This is a genomic window from Streptomyces sp. NPDC004647, from assembly GCF_040609575.1.
Lineage (GTDB): Bacteria > Actinomycetota > Actinomycetes > Streptomycetales > Streptomycetaceae > Streptomyces.
In genome coordinates, this window is sequence record NZ_JBEXKU010000002.1 from 126,207 (window position 1) to 142,968 (window position 16,762).

14 protein-coding genes and 2 tRNA genes are annotated in these 16,762 nt (G+C 69.1%); 6 read left to right on the top strand and 10 right to left on the bottom strand.

Going from position 1 to position 16,762, the window contains the following annotated elements:
* Positions 1–480: 480 nt before the first annotated feature.
* From clpX to ABZW18_RS01460, 5 genes are all read right to left on the bottom strand, one after another.
* Positions 481–1,770: an ATP-dependent Clp protease ATP-binding subunit ClpX gene (clpX, locus tag ABZW18_RS01440; RefSeq protein WP_356180400.1), complete on the bottom strand. Its 1,290-nt coding sequence runs from the start codon at positions 1,768–1,770 to the stop codon at positions 481–483.
* Between the two features lie 156 nt (positions 1,771–1,926).
* Positions 1,927–2,583 (bottom strand): ATP-dependent Clp protease proteolytic subunit, encoded by a 657-nt coding sequence (locus ABZW18_RS01445; protein WP_356180403.1) that lies wholly within the window; start codon positions 2,581–2,583, stop codon positions 1,927–1,929.
* A 65-nt stretch (positions 2,584–2,648) separates the two neighbouring features.
* Entirely contained in the window at positions 2,649–3,263 is a 615-nt protein-coding gene (locus ABZW18_RS01450; protein ID WP_356180406.1) for an ATP-dependent Clp protease proteolytic subunit, read from the bottom strand.
* A 338-nt stretch (positions 3,264–3,601) separates the two neighbouring features.
* A complete protein-coding gene (tig, locus tag ABZW18_RS01455) occupies positions 3,602–5,005 on the bottom strand; it encodes a trigger factor (RefSeq protein WP_356180408.1) in 1,404 nt (467 codons plus the stop codon).
* 150 nt (positions 5,006–5,155) lie between these two features.
* Positions 5,156–5,232 (bottom strand) — tRNA-Pro (locus ABZW18_RS01460).
* Positions 5,233–5,370: 138 nt separating this feature from the next.
* Between ABZW18_RS01460 and ABZW18_RS01465 the strand changes: the two genes are divergently transcribed.
* Together ABZW18_RS01465 and ABZW18_RS01470 are read left to right on the top strand one after the other, a co-directional pair.
* Positions 5,371–5,444 (top strand) — tRNA-Gly (locus ABZW18_RS01465).
* A 452-nt stretch (positions 5,445–5,896) separates the two neighbouring features.
* Positions 5,897–6,277: an ArsC/Spx/MgsR family protein gene (locus tag ABZW18_RS01470; protein WP_356180411.1), complete on the top strand. Its 381-nt coding sequence runs from the start codon at positions 5,897–5,899 to the stop codon at positions 6,275–6,277.
* Positions 6,278–6,322: 45 nt separating this feature from the next.
* On the opposite strand, the gene ABZW18_RS01475 is transcribed toward ABZW18_RS01470, so the two are convergent.
* Entirely contained in the window at positions 6,323–6,517 is a 195-nt protein-coding gene (locus ABZW18_RS01475; protein ID WP_356180414.1) for a hypothetical protein, read from the bottom strand.
* A 644-nt stretch (positions 6,518–7,161) separates the two neighbouring features.
* Between ABZW18_RS01475 and ABZW18_RS01480 the strand changes: the two genes are divergently transcribed.
* Positions 7,162–8,355, top strand: a complete 1,194-nt coding sequence (locus ABZW18_RS01480; RefSeq protein ID WP_356180416.1) for an acyltransferase family protein — start codon at positions 7,162–7,164, stop codon at positions 8,353–8,355.
* Positions 8,356–8,546: 191 nt separating this feature from the next.
* Here ABZW18_RS01480 and ABZW18_RS01485 read toward each other — a convergent pair whose 3' ends face one another.
* Positions 8,547–9,920 (bottom strand): MFS transporter, encoded by a 1,374-nt coding sequence (locus ABZW18_RS01485; protein ID WP_356180419.1) that lies wholly within the window; start codon positions 9,918–9,920, stop codon positions 8,547–8,549.
* A gap of 71 nt (positions 9,921–9,991) precedes the next feature.
* Between ABZW18_RS01485 and ABZW18_RS01490 the strand changes: the two genes are divergently transcribed.
* Complete coding sequence (locus ABZW18_RS01490) at positions 9,992–11,113, top strand: helix-turn-helix domain-containing protein (protein WP_356180422.1); 1,122 nt, start codon at positions 9,992–9,994, stop codon at positions 11,111–11,113.
* On the opposite strand, the gene ABZW18_RS01495 is transcribed toward ABZW18_RS01490, so the two are convergent.
* Positions 11,097–12,239: a PP2C family protein-serine/threonine phosphatase gene (locus ABZW18_RS01495; RefSeq protein ID WP_356180425.1), complete on the bottom strand. Its 1,143-nt coding sequence runs from the start codon at positions 12,237–12,239 to the stop codon at positions 11,097–11,099. The two genes, ABZW18_RS01490 and ABZW18_RS01495, sit on opposite strands and share 17 nt — an antisense overlap.
* Positions 12,240–12,387: 148 nt before the next feature.
* Between ABZW18_RS01495 and ABZW18_RS01500 the strand changes: the two genes are divergently transcribed.
* Positions 12,388–13,617: a GNAT family N-acetyltransferase gene (locus tag ABZW18_RS01500; protein WP_356180427.1), complete on the top strand. Its 1,230-nt coding sequence runs from the start codon at positions 12,388–12,390 to the stop codon at positions 13,615–13,617.
* Positions 13,618–13,639: 22 nt separating this feature from the next.
* On the opposite strand, the gene ABZW18_RS01505 is transcribed toward ABZW18_RS01500, so the two are convergent.
* Both ABZW18_RS01505 and ABZW18_RS01510 read right to left on the bottom strand, forming a co-directional pair.
* Entirely contained in the window at positions 13,640–14,461 is an 822-nt protein-coding gene (locus ABZW18_RS01505; RefSeq protein WP_356180430.1) for a DNA-formamidopyrimidine glycosylase family protein, read from the bottom strand.
* 204 nt (positions 14,462–14,665) lie between these two features.
* Positions 14,666–15,151, bottom strand: coding sequence for a ribose-5-phosphate isomerase (locus ABZW18_RS01510; protein WP_356180433.1), 486 nt, complete (start codon positions 15,149–15,151; stop codon positions 14,666–14,668).
* A 161-nt stretch (positions 15,152–15,312) separates the two neighbouring features.
* Here ABZW18_RS01510 and ABZW18_RS01515 point away from each other — a divergent pair, with 161 nt between their 5' ends.
* A complete protein-coding gene (locus ABZW18_RS01515; RefSeq protein WP_356180436.1) occupies positions 15,313–16,758 on the top strand; it encodes an amino acid permease in 1,446 nt (481 codons plus the stop codon).
* The last annotated feature ends 4 nt before the right edge of the window (positions 16,759–16,762 follow it).

A 16,762-nucleotide genomic window follows, 5' to 3' on the forward strand; every position in this document is an offset into this window, starting at 1 on the left:
GGGAACCCCCGCTGTGGTCGGCGGTGCGGTCGGCGGTGACCGCGCACGGCGCGCTCACCGGGTACGGAATCGCTCACCGGGCGCGGAATGGTTCGCGACAACCGCCCCGGCCCGTACGAGCGGTGCGGCCCATACGAGCGGTGCGGCCCGTACGAGCGGTGGGTGGAGAGCCCGTGCGGTGGTGGTGGGGCTGTGGGAGCGCCCGGACACCCGGCCCGGGGGCGGGCGGGCTCCGCACGGTCGGTCAGGCGGAGGCGGAACCGCTGCCGCTCCGGCTCAACGGCGCTTACGGCGCCGCGCAGCCACGACGCTGAGGACGATGGCCAGGCCCGCGGCCACAGCGGTGGCGGCGGACGCCGCCGACACCAGGAGCTCGTCGGCATGCTGCCGCGGCGAACCGGTTGCCGCGGCGGCCGCCCGGGGGGGGGGGGCGGCGGCGGGGGGGGGCCCCCCCTTCTCGTATCGAAGACGACTGCTGCGCTACGCGCTCTTCTCGTGGCGTTCGTCCTTGCCGAGTCCTCGCGGCTCGCGCGGGACCAGCGTCGGGTTCACGTTGGAGTGCACGACCTCCTCGGTGATGACGACCCGCGCGACATCCGCCCGCGACGGCACCTCGTACATCACCGACATCAGGACCTCTTCCATGATGGCGCGCAGGCCCCGCGCACCGGTCCCGCGCAGGATCGCCTGATCGGCGATGGCCTCGAGCGCCGAGCGGTCGAACTCCAGCTCCACACCGTCGAGTTCGAAGAGCCGCTGGTACTGCTTGACGAGCGCGTTGCGCGGCTCGACAAGGATCTGGAGCAGCGCCTCGCGGTCGAGGTTGTGGACGCTGGTGATGACCGGGAGCCGGCCGATGAACTCCGGGATCATCCCGAACTTCACCAGGTCCTCCGGCATGACCTCGCGGAAGTGGTCGGAGGAGTCGATCTCGCGCTTGGAGCGGATGGTCGCGCCGAAGCCGATGCCCTTCGCGCCCGCCCGCGACTCGATGATCTTCTCCAGTCCTGCGAACGCACCGCCCACGATGAACAGCACGTTCGTCGTGTCGATCTGGATGAATTCCTGATGCGGATGCTTTCGGCCACCCTGCGGCGGAACGGAGGCGGTCGTGCCCTCCAGGATCTTCAACAGGGCCTGCTGGACGCCCTCGCCGGAGACATCGCGCGTGATCGACGGGTTCTCGCTCTTGCGGGCGACCTTGTCGATCTCGTCGATGTAGATGATGCCGGTCTCGGCCTTCTTGACGTCGTAGTCGGCGGCCTGGATCAGCTTCAGCAGGATGTTCTCCACGTCCTCGCCGACGTAGCCCGCTTCGGTGAGTGCGGTGGCATCGGCAATGGCGAAGGGGACGTTGAGCATCCGGGCGAGGGTCTGCGCCAGCAGGGTCTTGCCGGAGCCCGTGGGGCCGAGCAGCAGGATGTTGGACTTCGCCAACTCGATGCCGTCGTCACGCCCGTTCTGTCCGCTCTCGCCGGCCTGCACCCGCTTGTAGTGGTTGTAGACCGCGACCGACAGCGCCTTCTTGGCAGCCTCCTGGCCGACGACATAGCCCTCGAGGAACTCATAGATCTCGCGAGGCTTCGGGAGTTCCTCCCACCGCACCTCGGAGGTCTCGGCGAGCTCCTCCTCGATGATCTCGTTACAGAGATCGATGCACTCGTCGCAGATGTACACACCGGGACCTGCGATGAGCTTCTTCACCTGCTTCTGGCTCTTGCCGCAGAACGAGCACTTGAGCAGGTCGCCGCCGTCACCGATGCGTGCCACGAGGTGCTTCCCCTTCGCCTGGGATCTGCATCACTTGCGCAGACCCGGGTGCTTGCCTATCGACGGTACCTTGCCGGGCCCCCCGTGCGGGCCCCCCTTGGGCCGGTTCACTTGACCGGGACCGGCCCAAGGGGCGACGTACCTGACCGGAGAGGGTCAGCCCATCCCGACGGAGGTCTTGCGGGTGGACACGATCTGGTCGATCAGACCGTACTCGAGCGACTCCTCGGCAGTGAGGATCTTGTCGCGCTCGATGTCGTCGCGGATCTTCTCGATCGGCGTGGTGGAGTGCTTGGCCAGCATCTCCTCCAGCTGCGCGCGCATCCGCAGGATCTCGTTGGCCGCGATCTCCAGGTCGGAGACCTGGCCGCGGCCGGTCTCGCTGTACGGCTGGTGGATCAGGATCCTGGCGTTCGGCAGCGCCATCCGCTTGCCGGCCGTGCCGGCGGCGAGCAGCACGGCCGCGGCGGACGCCGCCTGGCCCATGCACACCGTCTGGATGTCGGGCTTGACGAACTGCATGGTGTCGTAGATCGCAGTCAGCGCGGTGAAGGAGCCGCCCGGGGAGTTGATGTAGATCGAGATGTCCCGGTCGGGGTCCATCGACTCCAGGCACAGCAGCTGCGCCATGACGTCGTTGGCCGAGGCGTCGTCGATCTGCACGCCAAGGAAGATCACGCGCTCCTCGAAGAGCTTCGCGTACGGGTCGTACTCGCGCACGCCCTGCGAGGTGCGCTCGACGAAGCGCGGCACGACGTATCGGGACTCGGCCACCGGGCCCTGGTACAGGCCGTTGCCGGGGAAGTTGTTCATGGAAGAGTTCACCGTCCTGGAGACGATCAATGGGCTGAGGTCGGCTGGAGTGGCGTGGGGAGCTGTCACGCCCCGGTGCCGCCCCCGCCCGGGATGTTCGCCGCGGCCTGGTAGACGGCGTCGATCAGGCCGTACTCCTTGGCCTCCTCGGCGGAGAACCAGCGGTCACGGTCCGAGTCCCGGGTGATCTGCTCCACGGTCTGGCCGGTGTGCAGGGCGGTCAGCTCCGCCATCCGCTTCTTGGTGTGGAGCAGTCGCTCGGCGTGGATCTTGATGTCCGAGGCTGATCCGGCCAGGCCCGCCGAGGGCTGGTGGATCAGGATCTCGGCGTTCGGCAGCGCGAAGCGCTTGCCCGGGGTGCCCGCGCTCAGCAGGAACTGACCCATCGAGGCCGCGAGGCCCATCGCGATGGTGACCACGTCGTTCTTGATGTACTGCATGGTGTCGTAGATCGCCATGCCGGCCGAGATCGAGCCGCCCGGGGAGTTGATGTAGAGGAAGATGTCCTTGTCCGGGTCAGCGGCAAGAAGGAGCAGTTGCGCCGTGATCTTGTTGGCGATGTCGTCGTCGACGGCCTGGCCGAGGAAGATGATCCTCTCCCCGAGCAGCCGGTTGTAGACCTGGTCGCCGAGGCCACCGATGGTCGGCTCGCCGGCGGCGGAAGGCATCAGATTCGTCACGTATCCACCTGCTCGTTGTTTGACGGCCGCGCGCCGTCCCAGCGTCTTTCTTGGGGCGTAGGGGCCGGTCGCACCGGCCGCTCTCCGTCGCCTTCCGGAGACTCCCCTGCCCTCGTATCTACGGACCCTAACGCGCAGGTCGGACAACGCCATCCCGCATTGAGAACTGTTCGCTGTGAGCGCAGGCTCGGGGCGGTCCGAGCCCTCGTCACGGCACGGCCGCGACCGGCTCCCCGGCCCCGAACGCGGGCGCCGCAGCGGGCCCCCGAGACGCCGGTGGGCCCGGGCGTGTGTGATCACGTCCGGGCCCACCGTACGGGCTACAGGAGAAGCGGGGCTCAGGCCTCCGACTTCTCGTCCCCGGACTCGTCCGCGGCCTTCTCGCCCTTGCCGCTCTCGTCGGAGGCCTCGACCGTCTCGGCGGTCTCGTCCTCCTCGTCCAGGTCCACGACCTCGCCGTTGGTGTCCTTGACGGTGGCGGCCTCGACGACCACCGCGAGAGCCTTGCCGCGGGCGACCTCGCCGACGAGCATCGGCACCTGGCCGCCCTCGACGACGGCCTGCGCGAACTGGTCAGGGCTCATACCGGAGGACTGCGCACGGCGCATGAGGTGCTCGGTGAGCTCCTCCTGGCCGACCGACAGCTGCTCCTTGGAGACGAGCTCGTCGAGGATGAACTGGGTCTTGATGCCCTTCTCGGCCTGCTCCCTGAGCTCGGCGTCGAACTCCTCGGCGGACTTGTCCTGGATCTTGAGGTACGCCTCGAGGTCCAGTCCCATCTGCCCGAGCTGGTGGTTCTCCAGGTTGTGCTTGCGGGTCTGGATCTCGTCCTCGAGGAGCTTCTCGGGGATCGGGACCTCGACCAGCGCGATGAGGGCGTCGAGCACCTTCTCCTGGGCCTGGGTGGCCTGCTCGTACTTCTTCGACTGCTCGAGGCGCTTGCGGCTGTCCGCCTTGACCTCTTCGAGGGTGTCGAACTCGCTCGCCAGCTGGGCGAAGTCGTCGTCGAGCTCGGGCAGCTCCCGGGCCTGTACGGCGGTGACGTCGACCTTGACCTCGGCCTCCTTGCCCTCGGCGGTACCGCCCTTGAGCTCGGTGGTGAAGGTCGCGGTGCCACCGGCCTCGAGGCCGGTCACGGCCTCGTCGATGCCCTCGAGGAGCTCGCCGGAGCCGACGGTGTAGCTGACGCCCTGAGCGACGCCGTCCTCCAGGACCTCACCGTCGACCTTGGCCTCGAGGTCGAGCGTCACGACGTCGCCCTCGGCGGCGGCGCGCTCGACCGGGGAGGTGGAGGCGAACCGCTCGCGGAGCTGCTCGACGGCCTTCTCGACCTCCTCGTCGCCGACCTCGACGGCGTCGACCTCGACCTCGATGCCGGAGTAGTCCGGGATCTCGATGGCCGGGCGGATGTCCACCTCAGCGGTGAACGACAGCAGCTCGCCGTCCTTCAGCTCGGTGATGTCGACCTCGGGCTGGCCGAGCGGGTTGAGGTCACCCTCGTTGACCGCCTCGGTGTAGAACTTCGGAAGGGCGTCGTTGACGGCCTCCTCCAGCACAGCACCGCGGCCGAACCGCTGGTCGATGACACGGGCCGGGATCTTGCCCTTGCGGAAGCCCGCCACCGTGACCTGCTGGTTGATCTTCTTGTACGCCGCGTCGAGGCTGGGCTTGAGCTCCTCGAAGGGCACCTCGACAGTGAGCCGAACCCGAGTCGGGTTCAGGGTCTCCACGGCGCTCTTCACGGTTGGGTCTCCTTGGGGGCTGACTTCTGGGGTTCTGCTGAGATTCCAGCGGATTGCGACCGGTAGACAGACACACGGGCACGCAGCTTGCATAGTAACCGCAAGCGGGATCAGCCCCACAACGCGATCTTGCTGTTCACGTGATCTTGCTGGTCGGGGTGGCCGGATTCGAACCGACGACCTTCCGCTCCCAAAGCGGACGCGCTACCAAGCTGCGCCACACCCCGCTGGTGCGACACGAAGGGTACATGCCCGGACGCGGTCCGGCTGCCGCTTTGCTGCGCGGGTGATGTGGTGTGCGTGGAGCCGCACGGACCCGCTACGATGCACTCCGTGTGCCGCAGCCCTCACGGCGTGCGGCGTACGCGGGCGTAGCTCAATGGTAGAGCCCCAGTCTTCCAAACTGGCTACGCGGGTTCGATTCCCGTCGCCCGCTCCACACGACGAAGGGCCAGGTCAGAGGGATTCTTCTCGGACCTGGCCCGTTGTCTTTCCCGTTGTCTTTCCCGGGGCGGTATCAGCATCAGCACTTCCCGCCCCTTGGTGCCGCCTCCGGTGCCGCCTCCTCGTTCGCGATCACTCCGCACACGAAGTTCAATCCGTGCACGGAGAAGGGCGACCCCGGCAGGGACCGCCCTTCTCCGAACCTTGGTGACCGTGCCGCGCTCAGGACTGAGGCCGCCGACCGTGGTTGGCGGCGTTCTTACGACGAGCCTTCTTCTTGCGGCGCCGCTTCGAGGACATACCGCTTCCTCCCTCTTCGGTGCTTTCACGGGATTCACACCACTTCATTGGCATCCCGCTCGGTGATCACGTGGGCGCGTACCCAGCCCCGCCCCTCGGGACACCACTCTTTTCAGGGCGGTGAGGCGGGTGGCTAAGGTGCCCGGCATGGAGATCTGGGTCAACCCCGCGTGTTCGAAGTGCCGGTCCGCCGTACACCTCCTCGACGAGGAGGGCGCCGAGTACACCGTCCGGCGCTATCTGGACGACCCTCCGAGCACGGACGAGCTGCGTGCGGTCCTGGACCGGCTGGGGCTGGAGCCGTGGGACATCGCCCGTACCCAGGAGGCCGAGGCCGAGGAGCTCGGGCTGCGCGCCTGGCCGCGCGAGCCGGCGGAGCGCGAGCGGTGGATCGGGGCACTCGCGGCACACCCGCGGCTGATCCAGCGGCCGATCATCACGGCGGACGACGGCACGGCGTCGGTCGCGCGGACCGAGGACGCCGTACGGGACGCGCTCGCGCGCCGAAGCAGCCCCAGCGGCAGTTAGAGCAGCCGGTGAGCAGCTGAGCCGGGACCGTCGACCGGTCCCGGCTCAGAAACTGATCTGGCTGATCGTCTCGGATATCGAGTTCATGAACCGGTTGATCGACGGGGCCATCTCGGTCGAGGCCAGGAAGAAGCCGAACAGCGCCGCCACGATGGCGGGCCCGGCCTTGATCGAACCCCCGCGGATCATCACCACCAGGATGATCGCCAACAGCACCACCACAGACAGCGAAATGGCCACAACGGTCACACCCTCGGTCGGAACGGTTCACCGGCCAGGGGAGCATGCCCCGCACTCCCCCGTTTGGACCATGGTGCCACCAACCCGTTACCCATCGGCCCCGGGTGACACATCATCGGTCAACTGTTCAAGCCATCCTGGCACGGACATCGAGCCAGGGACCGTACGGCCCGCGGACGCCCGGCGCCGCCCAGCAGACGTCCAGCAGTTGCCCGCGGGCGCCCGCCCGGGTAATTCGACGACCTCGGCGCGGAGTTAATTCGGCTGATCATTTCCGTATTCATGTTCCGGCCCTGTGATGTGACTCGCACGGGAATTGGAGAAAGACCGGCGAGCCGAGTGCCGGGATGACAAAGGGTCAATGAATCGGACATTTCACCTGGGCCTCCTGCGGGGCATATGCACCATTTAAGCAGGATGAGCCATGACAGAACGGGCACTTGATCTCATCGCGCCCAACCAGCCGACCACCCCGTTTACTTCATGTGAACCGGGTAGACGTTTGATTCGTAGAAGTGGTGCATGAAGGTTTTACGGATTCCGCCTTCCGACGCTATGGTGCCTCAGATGTTCCACGCTGCCATGACCCCCGCACACGCAGTGGGGTCCAGGATCGTCTCGCCCAGTTCATGGTGGGAGGGCCTGTGACGAACACGTTGCGCCCGCACGGCTATCAGCGGTCCCCGCTCCCCCCGGCTCGGGAAGCGACGGCCACCGACACCGGTCCGCGTTCCGCAGACGGCGACGCCGCGGACCGCCGTACACGCTCCACCGCCACGGCCGGACCCGAGAAGCTGAAGCAGCGCGACTCCTTCTTCGACAACGCCAAATACCTCGCCATCGTGCTGGTCGCCTGTGGCCACGGCTGGGAGCCGCTCACCGACGGCAGCCGGACCGCCGAAGCGCTCTACATGGTCGTGTACGGCTTCCACATGCCGGCGTTCATCCTCATTTCCGGCTACTTCTCGCGCAGCTTCGACATGCGGCCGGACCGGCTCAAGCGCCTGGTGACCGGAATCGCCGTGCCGTACGTCCTGTTCGAGGTCACGTACAGCATCTTCAAACGGTACGCGGACGACGATCCGGGGCATCCGATCAGCCTGCTCGATCCCTGGTACCTGACGTGGTTCCTGGCCGCGCTCTTCATCTGGCGGCTGACCACTCCGCTGTGGAAGCTCGTCCGCTGGCCGATACCGCTCTCGCTGGCGATCGCCGCGCTCGCCTCGGTCTCCCCGGACATCGGCGACGACCTCGACCTGCAGCGCGTACTGCAGTTCCTGCCGTTCTTCGTGGCCGGACTGTTCATGAAGCCGGAGCACTTCCAGATGGTGCGGCGCCGTGAGGTCCGGATCCTCTCCGTGCCGATCTTCGCCGTCGCGAGCGTCGTGGCCTACTGGGCGGCGCCCAGGATGTCCTCGGCGTGGTTCTACCACCGCGACAGCGCCCAGGAGCTGACCGGCCCCTGGTGGAGCGGGATCGTGATGACTCTCGCCCTCTTCGGCTGTTCGATGGTGCTCGTCGCCTGCTTCTTCGCGTGGGTGCCCAGGCGGAGGATGTGGTTCACGATCCTCGGCGCCGGAACACTGTACGGCTACCTGCTGCACGGATTCCTCGCCAAGGGCTCCCGCTTCTGGGGCTGGTTCGACACCTACGACTGGGTGAATACGCCGGCGGGGGCGATCGCTGTCACCCTCTTCGCGGCCTCTCTGGTGACGGTGCTGTGCACGCCACCGGTACAGCGGATGTTCCGCTTCGCCATGGAGCCGAAGATGGAGTGGGCCTTCAAGAAGGACGCGGCGGAACTGGCCCGCGACCGCAAGAAGGCACCGACCGGCTGAACCACCCGGCTCGCTCGACGCACACGTACGGCCCCGGAGCGAGCTCCGGGGCCGTACGTCGTAGAGGGCCGTACGCGGTGGGTGGGGGAACCCGTCCCCGGCAGAGGCGGGCTCCGGGCGTGAAACACATCACAACACCCTCGCAGGACAGGACAGTTGGCGATCGTTTCCGTTGAGACCCGGCCACAGCGTCAGACGGATCCTGACTTCCGGGAGCGCACCATCAGTGCCATCAGAGCCGCCGGGGCGCAGAGGGCACCCGCGGCGAACCAGAGCATGTCGTACGAGCCGAAGGCATCCCGTGCCACGCCGCCGAGGAACGCCACCAGCGCGGCACCCACCTGGTGCGCGGCGCTCACCCAGCCGAAGACGATGGCACTGTCCTCGCCGTGGAACTCCCGGCACAGTGCGATCGTCGGCGGCACGGTGGCCACGTCGAGAAGCCCGAAGATGACGATGAAGGTGATCATCGACGGCTGGACGGTCGCTGCCAGCAGCAGCGGCACGGACATCAGCGAGATCCCGCGCAGCGCGTAGTACACGGCGAGCAGCCGCCTGGCGTCGAAGCGGTCGGTGAGCCAGCCCGAGGCGATCGTGCCCACCACATTGAAGACGCCGATCATCGCGAGCAGCGAGGCCGCGACCGTCACCGGCATTCCGTGGTCGTGGGCGGCAGGGGCGAAGGCGGTCCACATGACGCCGTTCGTCGAGGCGCCACAGATCGCGAAGGTGCCCGCCAGCAGCCAGAACGGGAGTGTCCCGGCCGCCTCCCGCAGCACCCGTAGCGTGCGCCGCGCGGCACCCGGCAGCGGGGCGGGCTTCGGTGTGAACTGCTCGGCCCCGTAAGCCTTCAGGCCGATGTCCGCGGGATGGTCGCGCAGTAGGAGCAGGACGAACGGCACCACGACCAGGGCAGCCAGCGCCGGTGTCACCGCCGCCGGGCGCCACGCGTAGCGGTCGACGATCCACGAGAGCAGGGGCAGGAAGACGAACTGCCCGAAGACGCCCGCCGCGGTGAGGAAGCCGGCGACCAGGCCGCGGCGGCGGGCGAACCAGCGGCCCGAGACGGTCGCGGCGAATGCCATCGCCACGGAGCCGCAGCCCAGGCCGACGAGAACGCCCCAGTAGAGGGTCAGCTGCCAGGCCTGGGTCATCACCGTGGTCAGCGCGGCGCCCGCGGCGATGGTCAGCAACGCGCCGACGACGACGCGGCGGATTCCGAGGCGGTCCATCAGCGCGGCGGCGAAGGGCGCGGTCAGCCCGTAGAGCGCCATGTTCACCGAGGCCGCGAAGCCGATCGTGCCGCGTGACCAGTGGAACTCCTGGTGCAGCGGGGAGACCAGCAGCCCCGACATGGTGGTGAAGGCGCCTGCGCTGATGATCGCGAGCGAGGCGACGGCGGCGACCCACCAGGCGCGGTGCACCCGGGGTGCGCGGACAGCGGGTGTCCCCTCCCGGGCACGGCCCGGCGGTGCACTCTCCCGGAGTGGTGCACCCTCCCGGACATGGCCCGGCGGTGCGACCATCGGCGGCGGCTGATGCTCTGGATCGGTTGTCTGCGTCACGCATACGACCCTGTGGGAGCGGCACTCGCGGGACGAGTGGCCAGATAGCCATGATGTGAAAGAATCGTGCCATGATCGCTTTCACGCACTCCGGCCGGCACCGGGTCGCGGTCCTTGTCCGCCACGGTCTGCTGCCGATGGAACTGGGCATCGTGCACCAGCTGTTCGGCCAGGCCGAGTCGGCCGCGGGCGAGCCGCTGTACGAGGTCGTGACCTGCGCCCTCGTCCCCGGTCTGGTCCGCACGGACGCCGACTTCCCCATCCACGTCGCGCACGGTCCGCAGGCCCTGGGTGAAGCCGACACCGTGATCGTCCCGGCCTCCCACGAGGACGACGAGTCGATGACCGACGGACTCCTTCCCGCCGCGCTCGCCGACGCGTTCGCACTCGTCCCACCCGGCGCCCGGATCGCCTCGATCTGCACCGGCGCCTTCGTACTGGCGGCGGCCGGACTGCTCGACGGCCGCCGGGCGACGACGCACTGGAAGTCCTCCGAACACTTCCGGGAGTTGTACCCGGCCGTCGATCTCGATCCGGACGTCCTCTACGCCGACGAGGGCGACGTCCTCACCTCGGCCGGCGAAGCCGCCGGTATCGACCTGTGCCTCCACATGATCCGGGGCGATCACGGCGCGGCGGTCGCGGGCGATGTCGCACGCCGGACGGTCGTCCCGCCGCACCGCGAGGGCGGGCAGGCCCAGTTCATCCAACGGCCCGTCGCCGAGCCGCGGTCCTCCTCCACCGGCACGGCCCGCGCTTGGGCGCTGGCACATCTCGACCGGCCGCTCTCCCTGCGCGAGTTGGCGGCGCAGGAGTCGATGAGCCTGCGGACCTTCTCGCGGCGGTTCCGGGAGGAGGTCGGGATCACCCCGGTGCAGTGGCTGACCCAGCGGCGTATCGAACGCGCCCTGCAACTGCTGGAGAAGACCGACCACCCGGTGGACCGGATCGCGGCGGACGCGGGCTTCGGTACGGCGGCCTCACTGCGGCAGCATCTGCAGACGGCGCTCGGCGTCTCGCCGAGTGCCTACCGTAGTGCGTTCCGCGGCCCTGGTGCGCAGGGCGGGAGCGATTCGGCGCAGGGCGGGAGCGATTCGGCTCGGGGCCCGCGGAATCCGCCTCGTCCGCGCGCCGGGAGCCGCGCCGTGGCCGGGGCCGGGGCCGGTCGCCGGAGCACTACTCCCGGCAGATGAGCAGCAGCGCACGGTCGTCGTTGACGTCCTTGGCGACCGCCTCGATCAGATGCCAGGCCGCGCCCACGAAGCCGGAGGCGACATAGCGGTCGGCCTCGCCCGTGAGCCGGTCCATGCCGTCGGTCAACTCCCGCTCGGAGGACTCGACCAGCCCGTCCGTGAACAGCATCAGCACGTCGCCGGGGCGCAGCGTGCCCTTCGTCGGGTCGAACTGCGCGCCGTCGTACACCCCGAGCAGGGGTCCCTCCGCGGCCTTCTCCTCCCACCGTCCCGTCCCCGCGCTCAGCTGGAGAGCCGGGAGATGTCCGGCGGACAGCAGTTCGTAGTCGCCGCTGTCCAGGTCGAGGGCGAGGTGGACGGACGTCGCGAAGCCCTCGTCCCAGTCCTGGCGGAGCAGATAGCCGTTGGCGGCGCGGAGGAACTCGTGCGGCGGCAGGGAGCCGAGCAGCCCGCCGAAGGCGCCGGAGAGGAGCAGCGCGCGGGAAGCCGCGTCCATGCCCTTGCCGGAGACGTCGGTGAGGACGACCTCGAGCGTCCTGCCGCCGTTCGTGCGGGCCGCGACGACGAAGTCGCCCGAGAAGGACTGCCCGCCCGCGGGGCGGAGCGCCATTTCCCGGTGCCAGCCAATCGGCAGCCTGGGCAGCTTGCTCTGCACCCGGATCCGCTCGCGCAGGTCGAAGAGCATGGTGCCGCCGCGACGCCACGGCACCCCTACGCGGCTGCGGAACTGAGCGATGATCAGTCCCACGAAGCCGACCACACCGACCAACAGGATCGTGCCCGGGGTGACCCGCGAGGTCCCTTGGCTGTACGGGCCGAGCACGGCCGCCTCGGTGATCAGGGCCGCGGCCGATGCGCCGTACAGCATCAGCAGGCTGGCGGGCCGCAGCAGCAGTCCGCCGAGGATGACGGGGAGTACGAGTGCGGCGGGCGGACACCAGTCGGGCGTGCCGATCGTCGCCGCGGCGATGGCCGGGACGGCGAGCAGCAGGGCGACCAGGGCGAGCCAGTCGGAGGCGTCGCCGCGGAAGTAATCGACCCCGGCTTTGCGCATGCCGATGCGGGCCCGGTGCGACCTCTTTCGCATCCGGGCCGTGACGGTCTCTGCTCCCGCGGCGCGTGCCATTGCACCGGGACCCTATCCACCCGTTCAGCGGCGCGTCGATTCACGGCACGCCGGGCGTCCCTCGCATCCGGCCACCGGCCCGACGAGTGCGGACATCCGTACGAGAAATACGCTCGCATGGACGGGAACGCGCTGATAGGGATTGCTCATGACGACGGAGTTGCGCGTTCTGCGGCCGGCTGAGTGGGACGAGTGGTTCGGCAGGCTGGAACTGGCCTTCGGCGGGGTGAGCGAGGCCCCGGAGGGGCGTGAGCTTTGGCGCGATCTCACCGAAGTGGAGCGCTCGATCGGCGCCTGGGACGGTGACGATTGCGTCGGCACGGCCGGGGCCTTCAGTTTTCGGCTGTCCGTGCCGGGCGGTGCGCTGGTGCCTGTGGCCGGGGTCACGATGGTCAGCGTGCTGGCGACGCACCGGCGGCGGGGCGTGCTGCGTTCGATGATGCGGCGGCAGCTGGACGATGTGCGCACTCGGGGCGAGCCGCTCGCCGTACTGACCGCCTCGGAGCCGGAGATCTACGGGCGGTTCGGTTACGGCGCCGCCACCGAGCAACTCGTCGCGGAGGTCGACACAAGTCGGGTCCGGCTGACGGTTCCGGACGGCACGGATGACGTACGGCTCCGGCTCGCCGCACCCGAGGACGTCCGCGACGCGTGTGAGGCGGTCTATGCCCGGCGCGTGACCGCCCGCCCCGGAATGCTCGCCAGGCTCCCCCGCTGGGAGCGGCTGCCGGTGCTCGACCCCGCGAGCGAGCGGGCGGGTGCCTCGCCGCTGCAGTGCGTGCTCGCCGAGCGGGACGGGGAGACCGTCGGCTTCGCGCTGTACGCGATCAAACCGGAGTGGGAGCCGGCCGGGCCGAAGGGCACGGTCGTGCTGCGCGACATCGAGGCGCTCGACCCGGCGGCATACGCCGCGCTGTGGCGGTTCCTCTTCGACCTCGACCTGACCTCGACGATCGAAACGCGCAACAGGCCGGTCGACGACCCGGTGCTGCACCTGGTCTCCGACCCGCGACGCTGCCGGATCAGCGTCCGGGACTCGCTGTACGCGCGGCTGGTGGATGTGGGCGCGGCGCTGGAGGCCCGTACGTACGCGACACCGGTGGAGGTGGTGTTCGAGGTCACGGACGCCTTCTGCCCATGGAACGAGGGCCGGTGGCGGCTGACCGGTGACACCAAGGGCGCTTCCTGCCGGCGTACGGAGGACGCCGCCGACCTGGAGCTTTCCGTACGGGAGCTGGGCGCGGCCTACTTGGGCGGGACAGCGCTGTCGGCGCTGGCGGCCGCGGGCCGGGTGCGGGAGCTGCGGCAGGGCACGCTGACGGAGGCATCGGTGGCGTTCCGCAGTGATGTCGCCCCCTGGCTGCCACACGGCTTCTGACGGCGGGATTTCCCGGGCAGGCCTAGGCCCGCTGGCAGGACGGGCACCAGAAGAGATTGCGGGCGGCGAGGCCGGCGGTGCGGACCTCGCCGCCACAGATGTGGCAGGGCTGGTGAGCCCTGCGGTAGACGTAGACCTCGCCGCCGTGGTCGTCGTCCCGCGGCGGGCGGCCCATCGCCTCGGGCGTGTGCTCGGGGCGGACGGTGTCGATCCGGTTGTTCCGTACGCCCTCACGCATCAGGGCGGCCAGGTCGGACCAGACCGCGTCCCACTCCGAGCGGGTCAGGTCCTTGCCCGCGCGGTACGGGTCGATGCCGTGCCGGAAAAGGACCTCGGCGCGGTAGACGTTGCCGACGCCCGCCACGACCTTCTGGTCCATGAGCAGGGCGGCGACCGACGTACGGCTGCGCGAGATGCGGGCCCAGGCGGCCTCGCCGTCATCGGCACGCCGCAGCGGGTCCGGCCCCAGCCGCTCGTGTACGGCCTGCTTGCCGGCCGGGGTGATCAGCTCGCAGGTCGTCGGCCCGCGCAGATCCGCGTAGTGGTCGCCGTTGGTGGTACCGCCGACGAGCCTGAGCCGGACCTGGCCCACGGGCGCCGGCACCGGTGGCGCGCCGAAGCCGACCTTGCCGTACAGGCCCAGGTGGATGTGGACCCAGCCCACGGCCTCGAAGCCGAGGAACAGGTGCTTGCCGTGGGCTTCGGCACCGCTCAACACCCGGCCGTCCAGCAGGGCCGCGGCATCGGTGAACCTGCCCTGCGGGCTGCTGACCCGGACCTGGCGGCCGGCGAAACGCTCCAGGCAGTCCGCCGCGAGGCGATGGATCGTATGCCCCTCGGGCACGGGTTCTCCTCCGGAGTGGGTGGCAGCCGGCCGTCCGGCGCTGCCGCCGGGCGAGTACGGCCGCCAGGCGCTTCGCGAGCCGGGATCGCCGCCGCAACCGCCGCGTGGACCCAGCGGGGCTGTGGGGCCCGCAGAGCCGCCGCGCGATACCCGCCCGGCTACCCGGGCGGGGTCCGGCGCAGCCCTGCCGCCGCCGGTGGCAGGCTACGGCTGCGGGTGGTGGGTGGGGATCGGCGGGAGCTCACCCGTCGTCTCGTACGCGCTGAGCATCTCGATGCGGCGGGTGTGCCGCTCCTCGCCCGAGTAGGGGGTGCTCAGGAAGGCCTCGACGAACCGCGTCGCCTCGTCCTGGGTGTGCATCCGCCCGCCGATGCTGATCACGTTGGCGTCGTTGTGCTCGCGGCCGAGGGTGGCCGTCTGCTCACTCCACGCCAGCGCGGCACGTACGCCCTTGACCTTGTTGGCGGCGATCTGCTCACCGTTTCCGGAGCCGCCGATCACGATGCCGAGGCTCTCGGGGTCGGCCGCGGTCCTCTCGGCCGCGCGCAGACAGAACGGCGGATAGTCGTCCTGGGCGTCGTAGATGTGCGGGCCACAGTCGACGGGCTCGTGGCCATGGGCCTTCAGCCACTCGACGAGGTGGTTCTTGAGTTCGAAACCGGCATGATCAGAGCCGAGGTACACGCGCATGGTCCGAGTGTGGCATGCCCCTGCTCGGGTAGTCGTCCCGGGTGCTGTGCGCACATCTCAAGGGAAGCTCAAATACAACGATCCGGAATCAAAGGTTTTCCTTCTCCTTCTCCTGCGATTCACTGGCCGGGCTCGTGAACCGAGAGCTAAGGATCGTGCATATGAGCGCGCAACCGACGACCACAACAGTGGCCGCCACCCCCGGGGCCCCCGGCCCCGGCGAGTCACCCGACGACGGCCTCAAGGCCGGACTGAAGAACCGCCACCTCTCCATGATCGCGATCGGCGGCGTCATCGGCGCCGGGCTGTTCGTCGGCTCCGCGTCCGGCATCGCCGCCACAGGCCCCGGCATCCTGCTGTCGTACGCGCTCGTCGGCGCGATGGTGGTCTTCGTGATGCGGATGCTCGGGGAGATGGCCGCGGCCAACCCGACCTCCGGCTCCTTCTCCGCGTACGCCGACCGTGCGCTCGGCCGTTGGGCCGGGTTCTCGATCGGCTGGCTGTACTGGTTCTTCTGGGTGGTGGTGCTGGCGGTCGAAGCGACCGCGGGTGCCGTGATCCTCGAAGGGTGGATGCCGGCCGTACCGCAGTGGGCCTGGGCCCTGATCGTGATGGTCGTGCTGACCGCGACCAACCTCGCCTCGGTCAGCTCCTACGGCGAGTTCGAGTTCTGGTTCGCCGGGATCAAGGTCGTCGCCATCGCCGCCTTCGTCATCATCGGCGGTCTCGCGGTCTTCGGTCTGCTGCCCGGTTCCGACTCCGGGGCGCCCGGACTGGCGAATCTCACCGAACAGGGCGGATTCCTGCCCAACGGCGTCGGTTCGATCCTCACCGGCGTGCTGATGGTCGTCTTCTCCTTCATGGGCAGCGAGATCGTCACCCTCGCCGCCGGTGAGTCCGAGGACCCGCGGCGCGCGGTCACCAAGGCCACCAACAGCGTGATCTGGCGGATCGGCGTGTTCTACCTGGGCTCGATCTTCGTCGTCGTCGCCCTGCTCCCGTGGGACGCCAAGTCGATCGTCAAGGACGGCTCCTACGTCGCCGCGCTCAACACGATCGGTATTCCGCACGCCGGCCAGATCATGAACGTCATCGTGCTGACGGCCGTGCTCTCCTGCCTCAACTCCGGTCTCTACACCGCTTCCCGGATGGCCTTCTCGCTCGGCCGTCGCGGCGATGCGCCGGCCTCCTTCGCGCGGACGAACGCCCGCGGCGTCCCGCGGACCGCGATTCTCGCGTCGGTCGCCTTCGGCTTCGTCGCGGTGTTCTTCAACTACATCTGGAAGGACACCGTCTTCCAGTTCCTGCTGAACTCCTCGGGCGCGGTTGCGCTGTTCGTCTGGCTGGTCATCTGCCTCACCCAGCTGAGGATGCGGGGCATCATCCTGCGCGAGAGCCCGGAGAAGCTCGTCGTGCGGATGTGGCTCTTCCCCTACCTCACGTGGGCGACGGCCGGAATGATCTCGTTCGTCCTCGTCTACATGCTCACCGACGACGCCGGGCGCGATCAGGTGCTCCTGTCGACGCTGGTGGCGGTGATCGTGGTGGCCATCGGCGCGGTACGCGACCGGCGCCGCAAGAACGCAGCCGTCGCCGTCGACGCGTAACTGC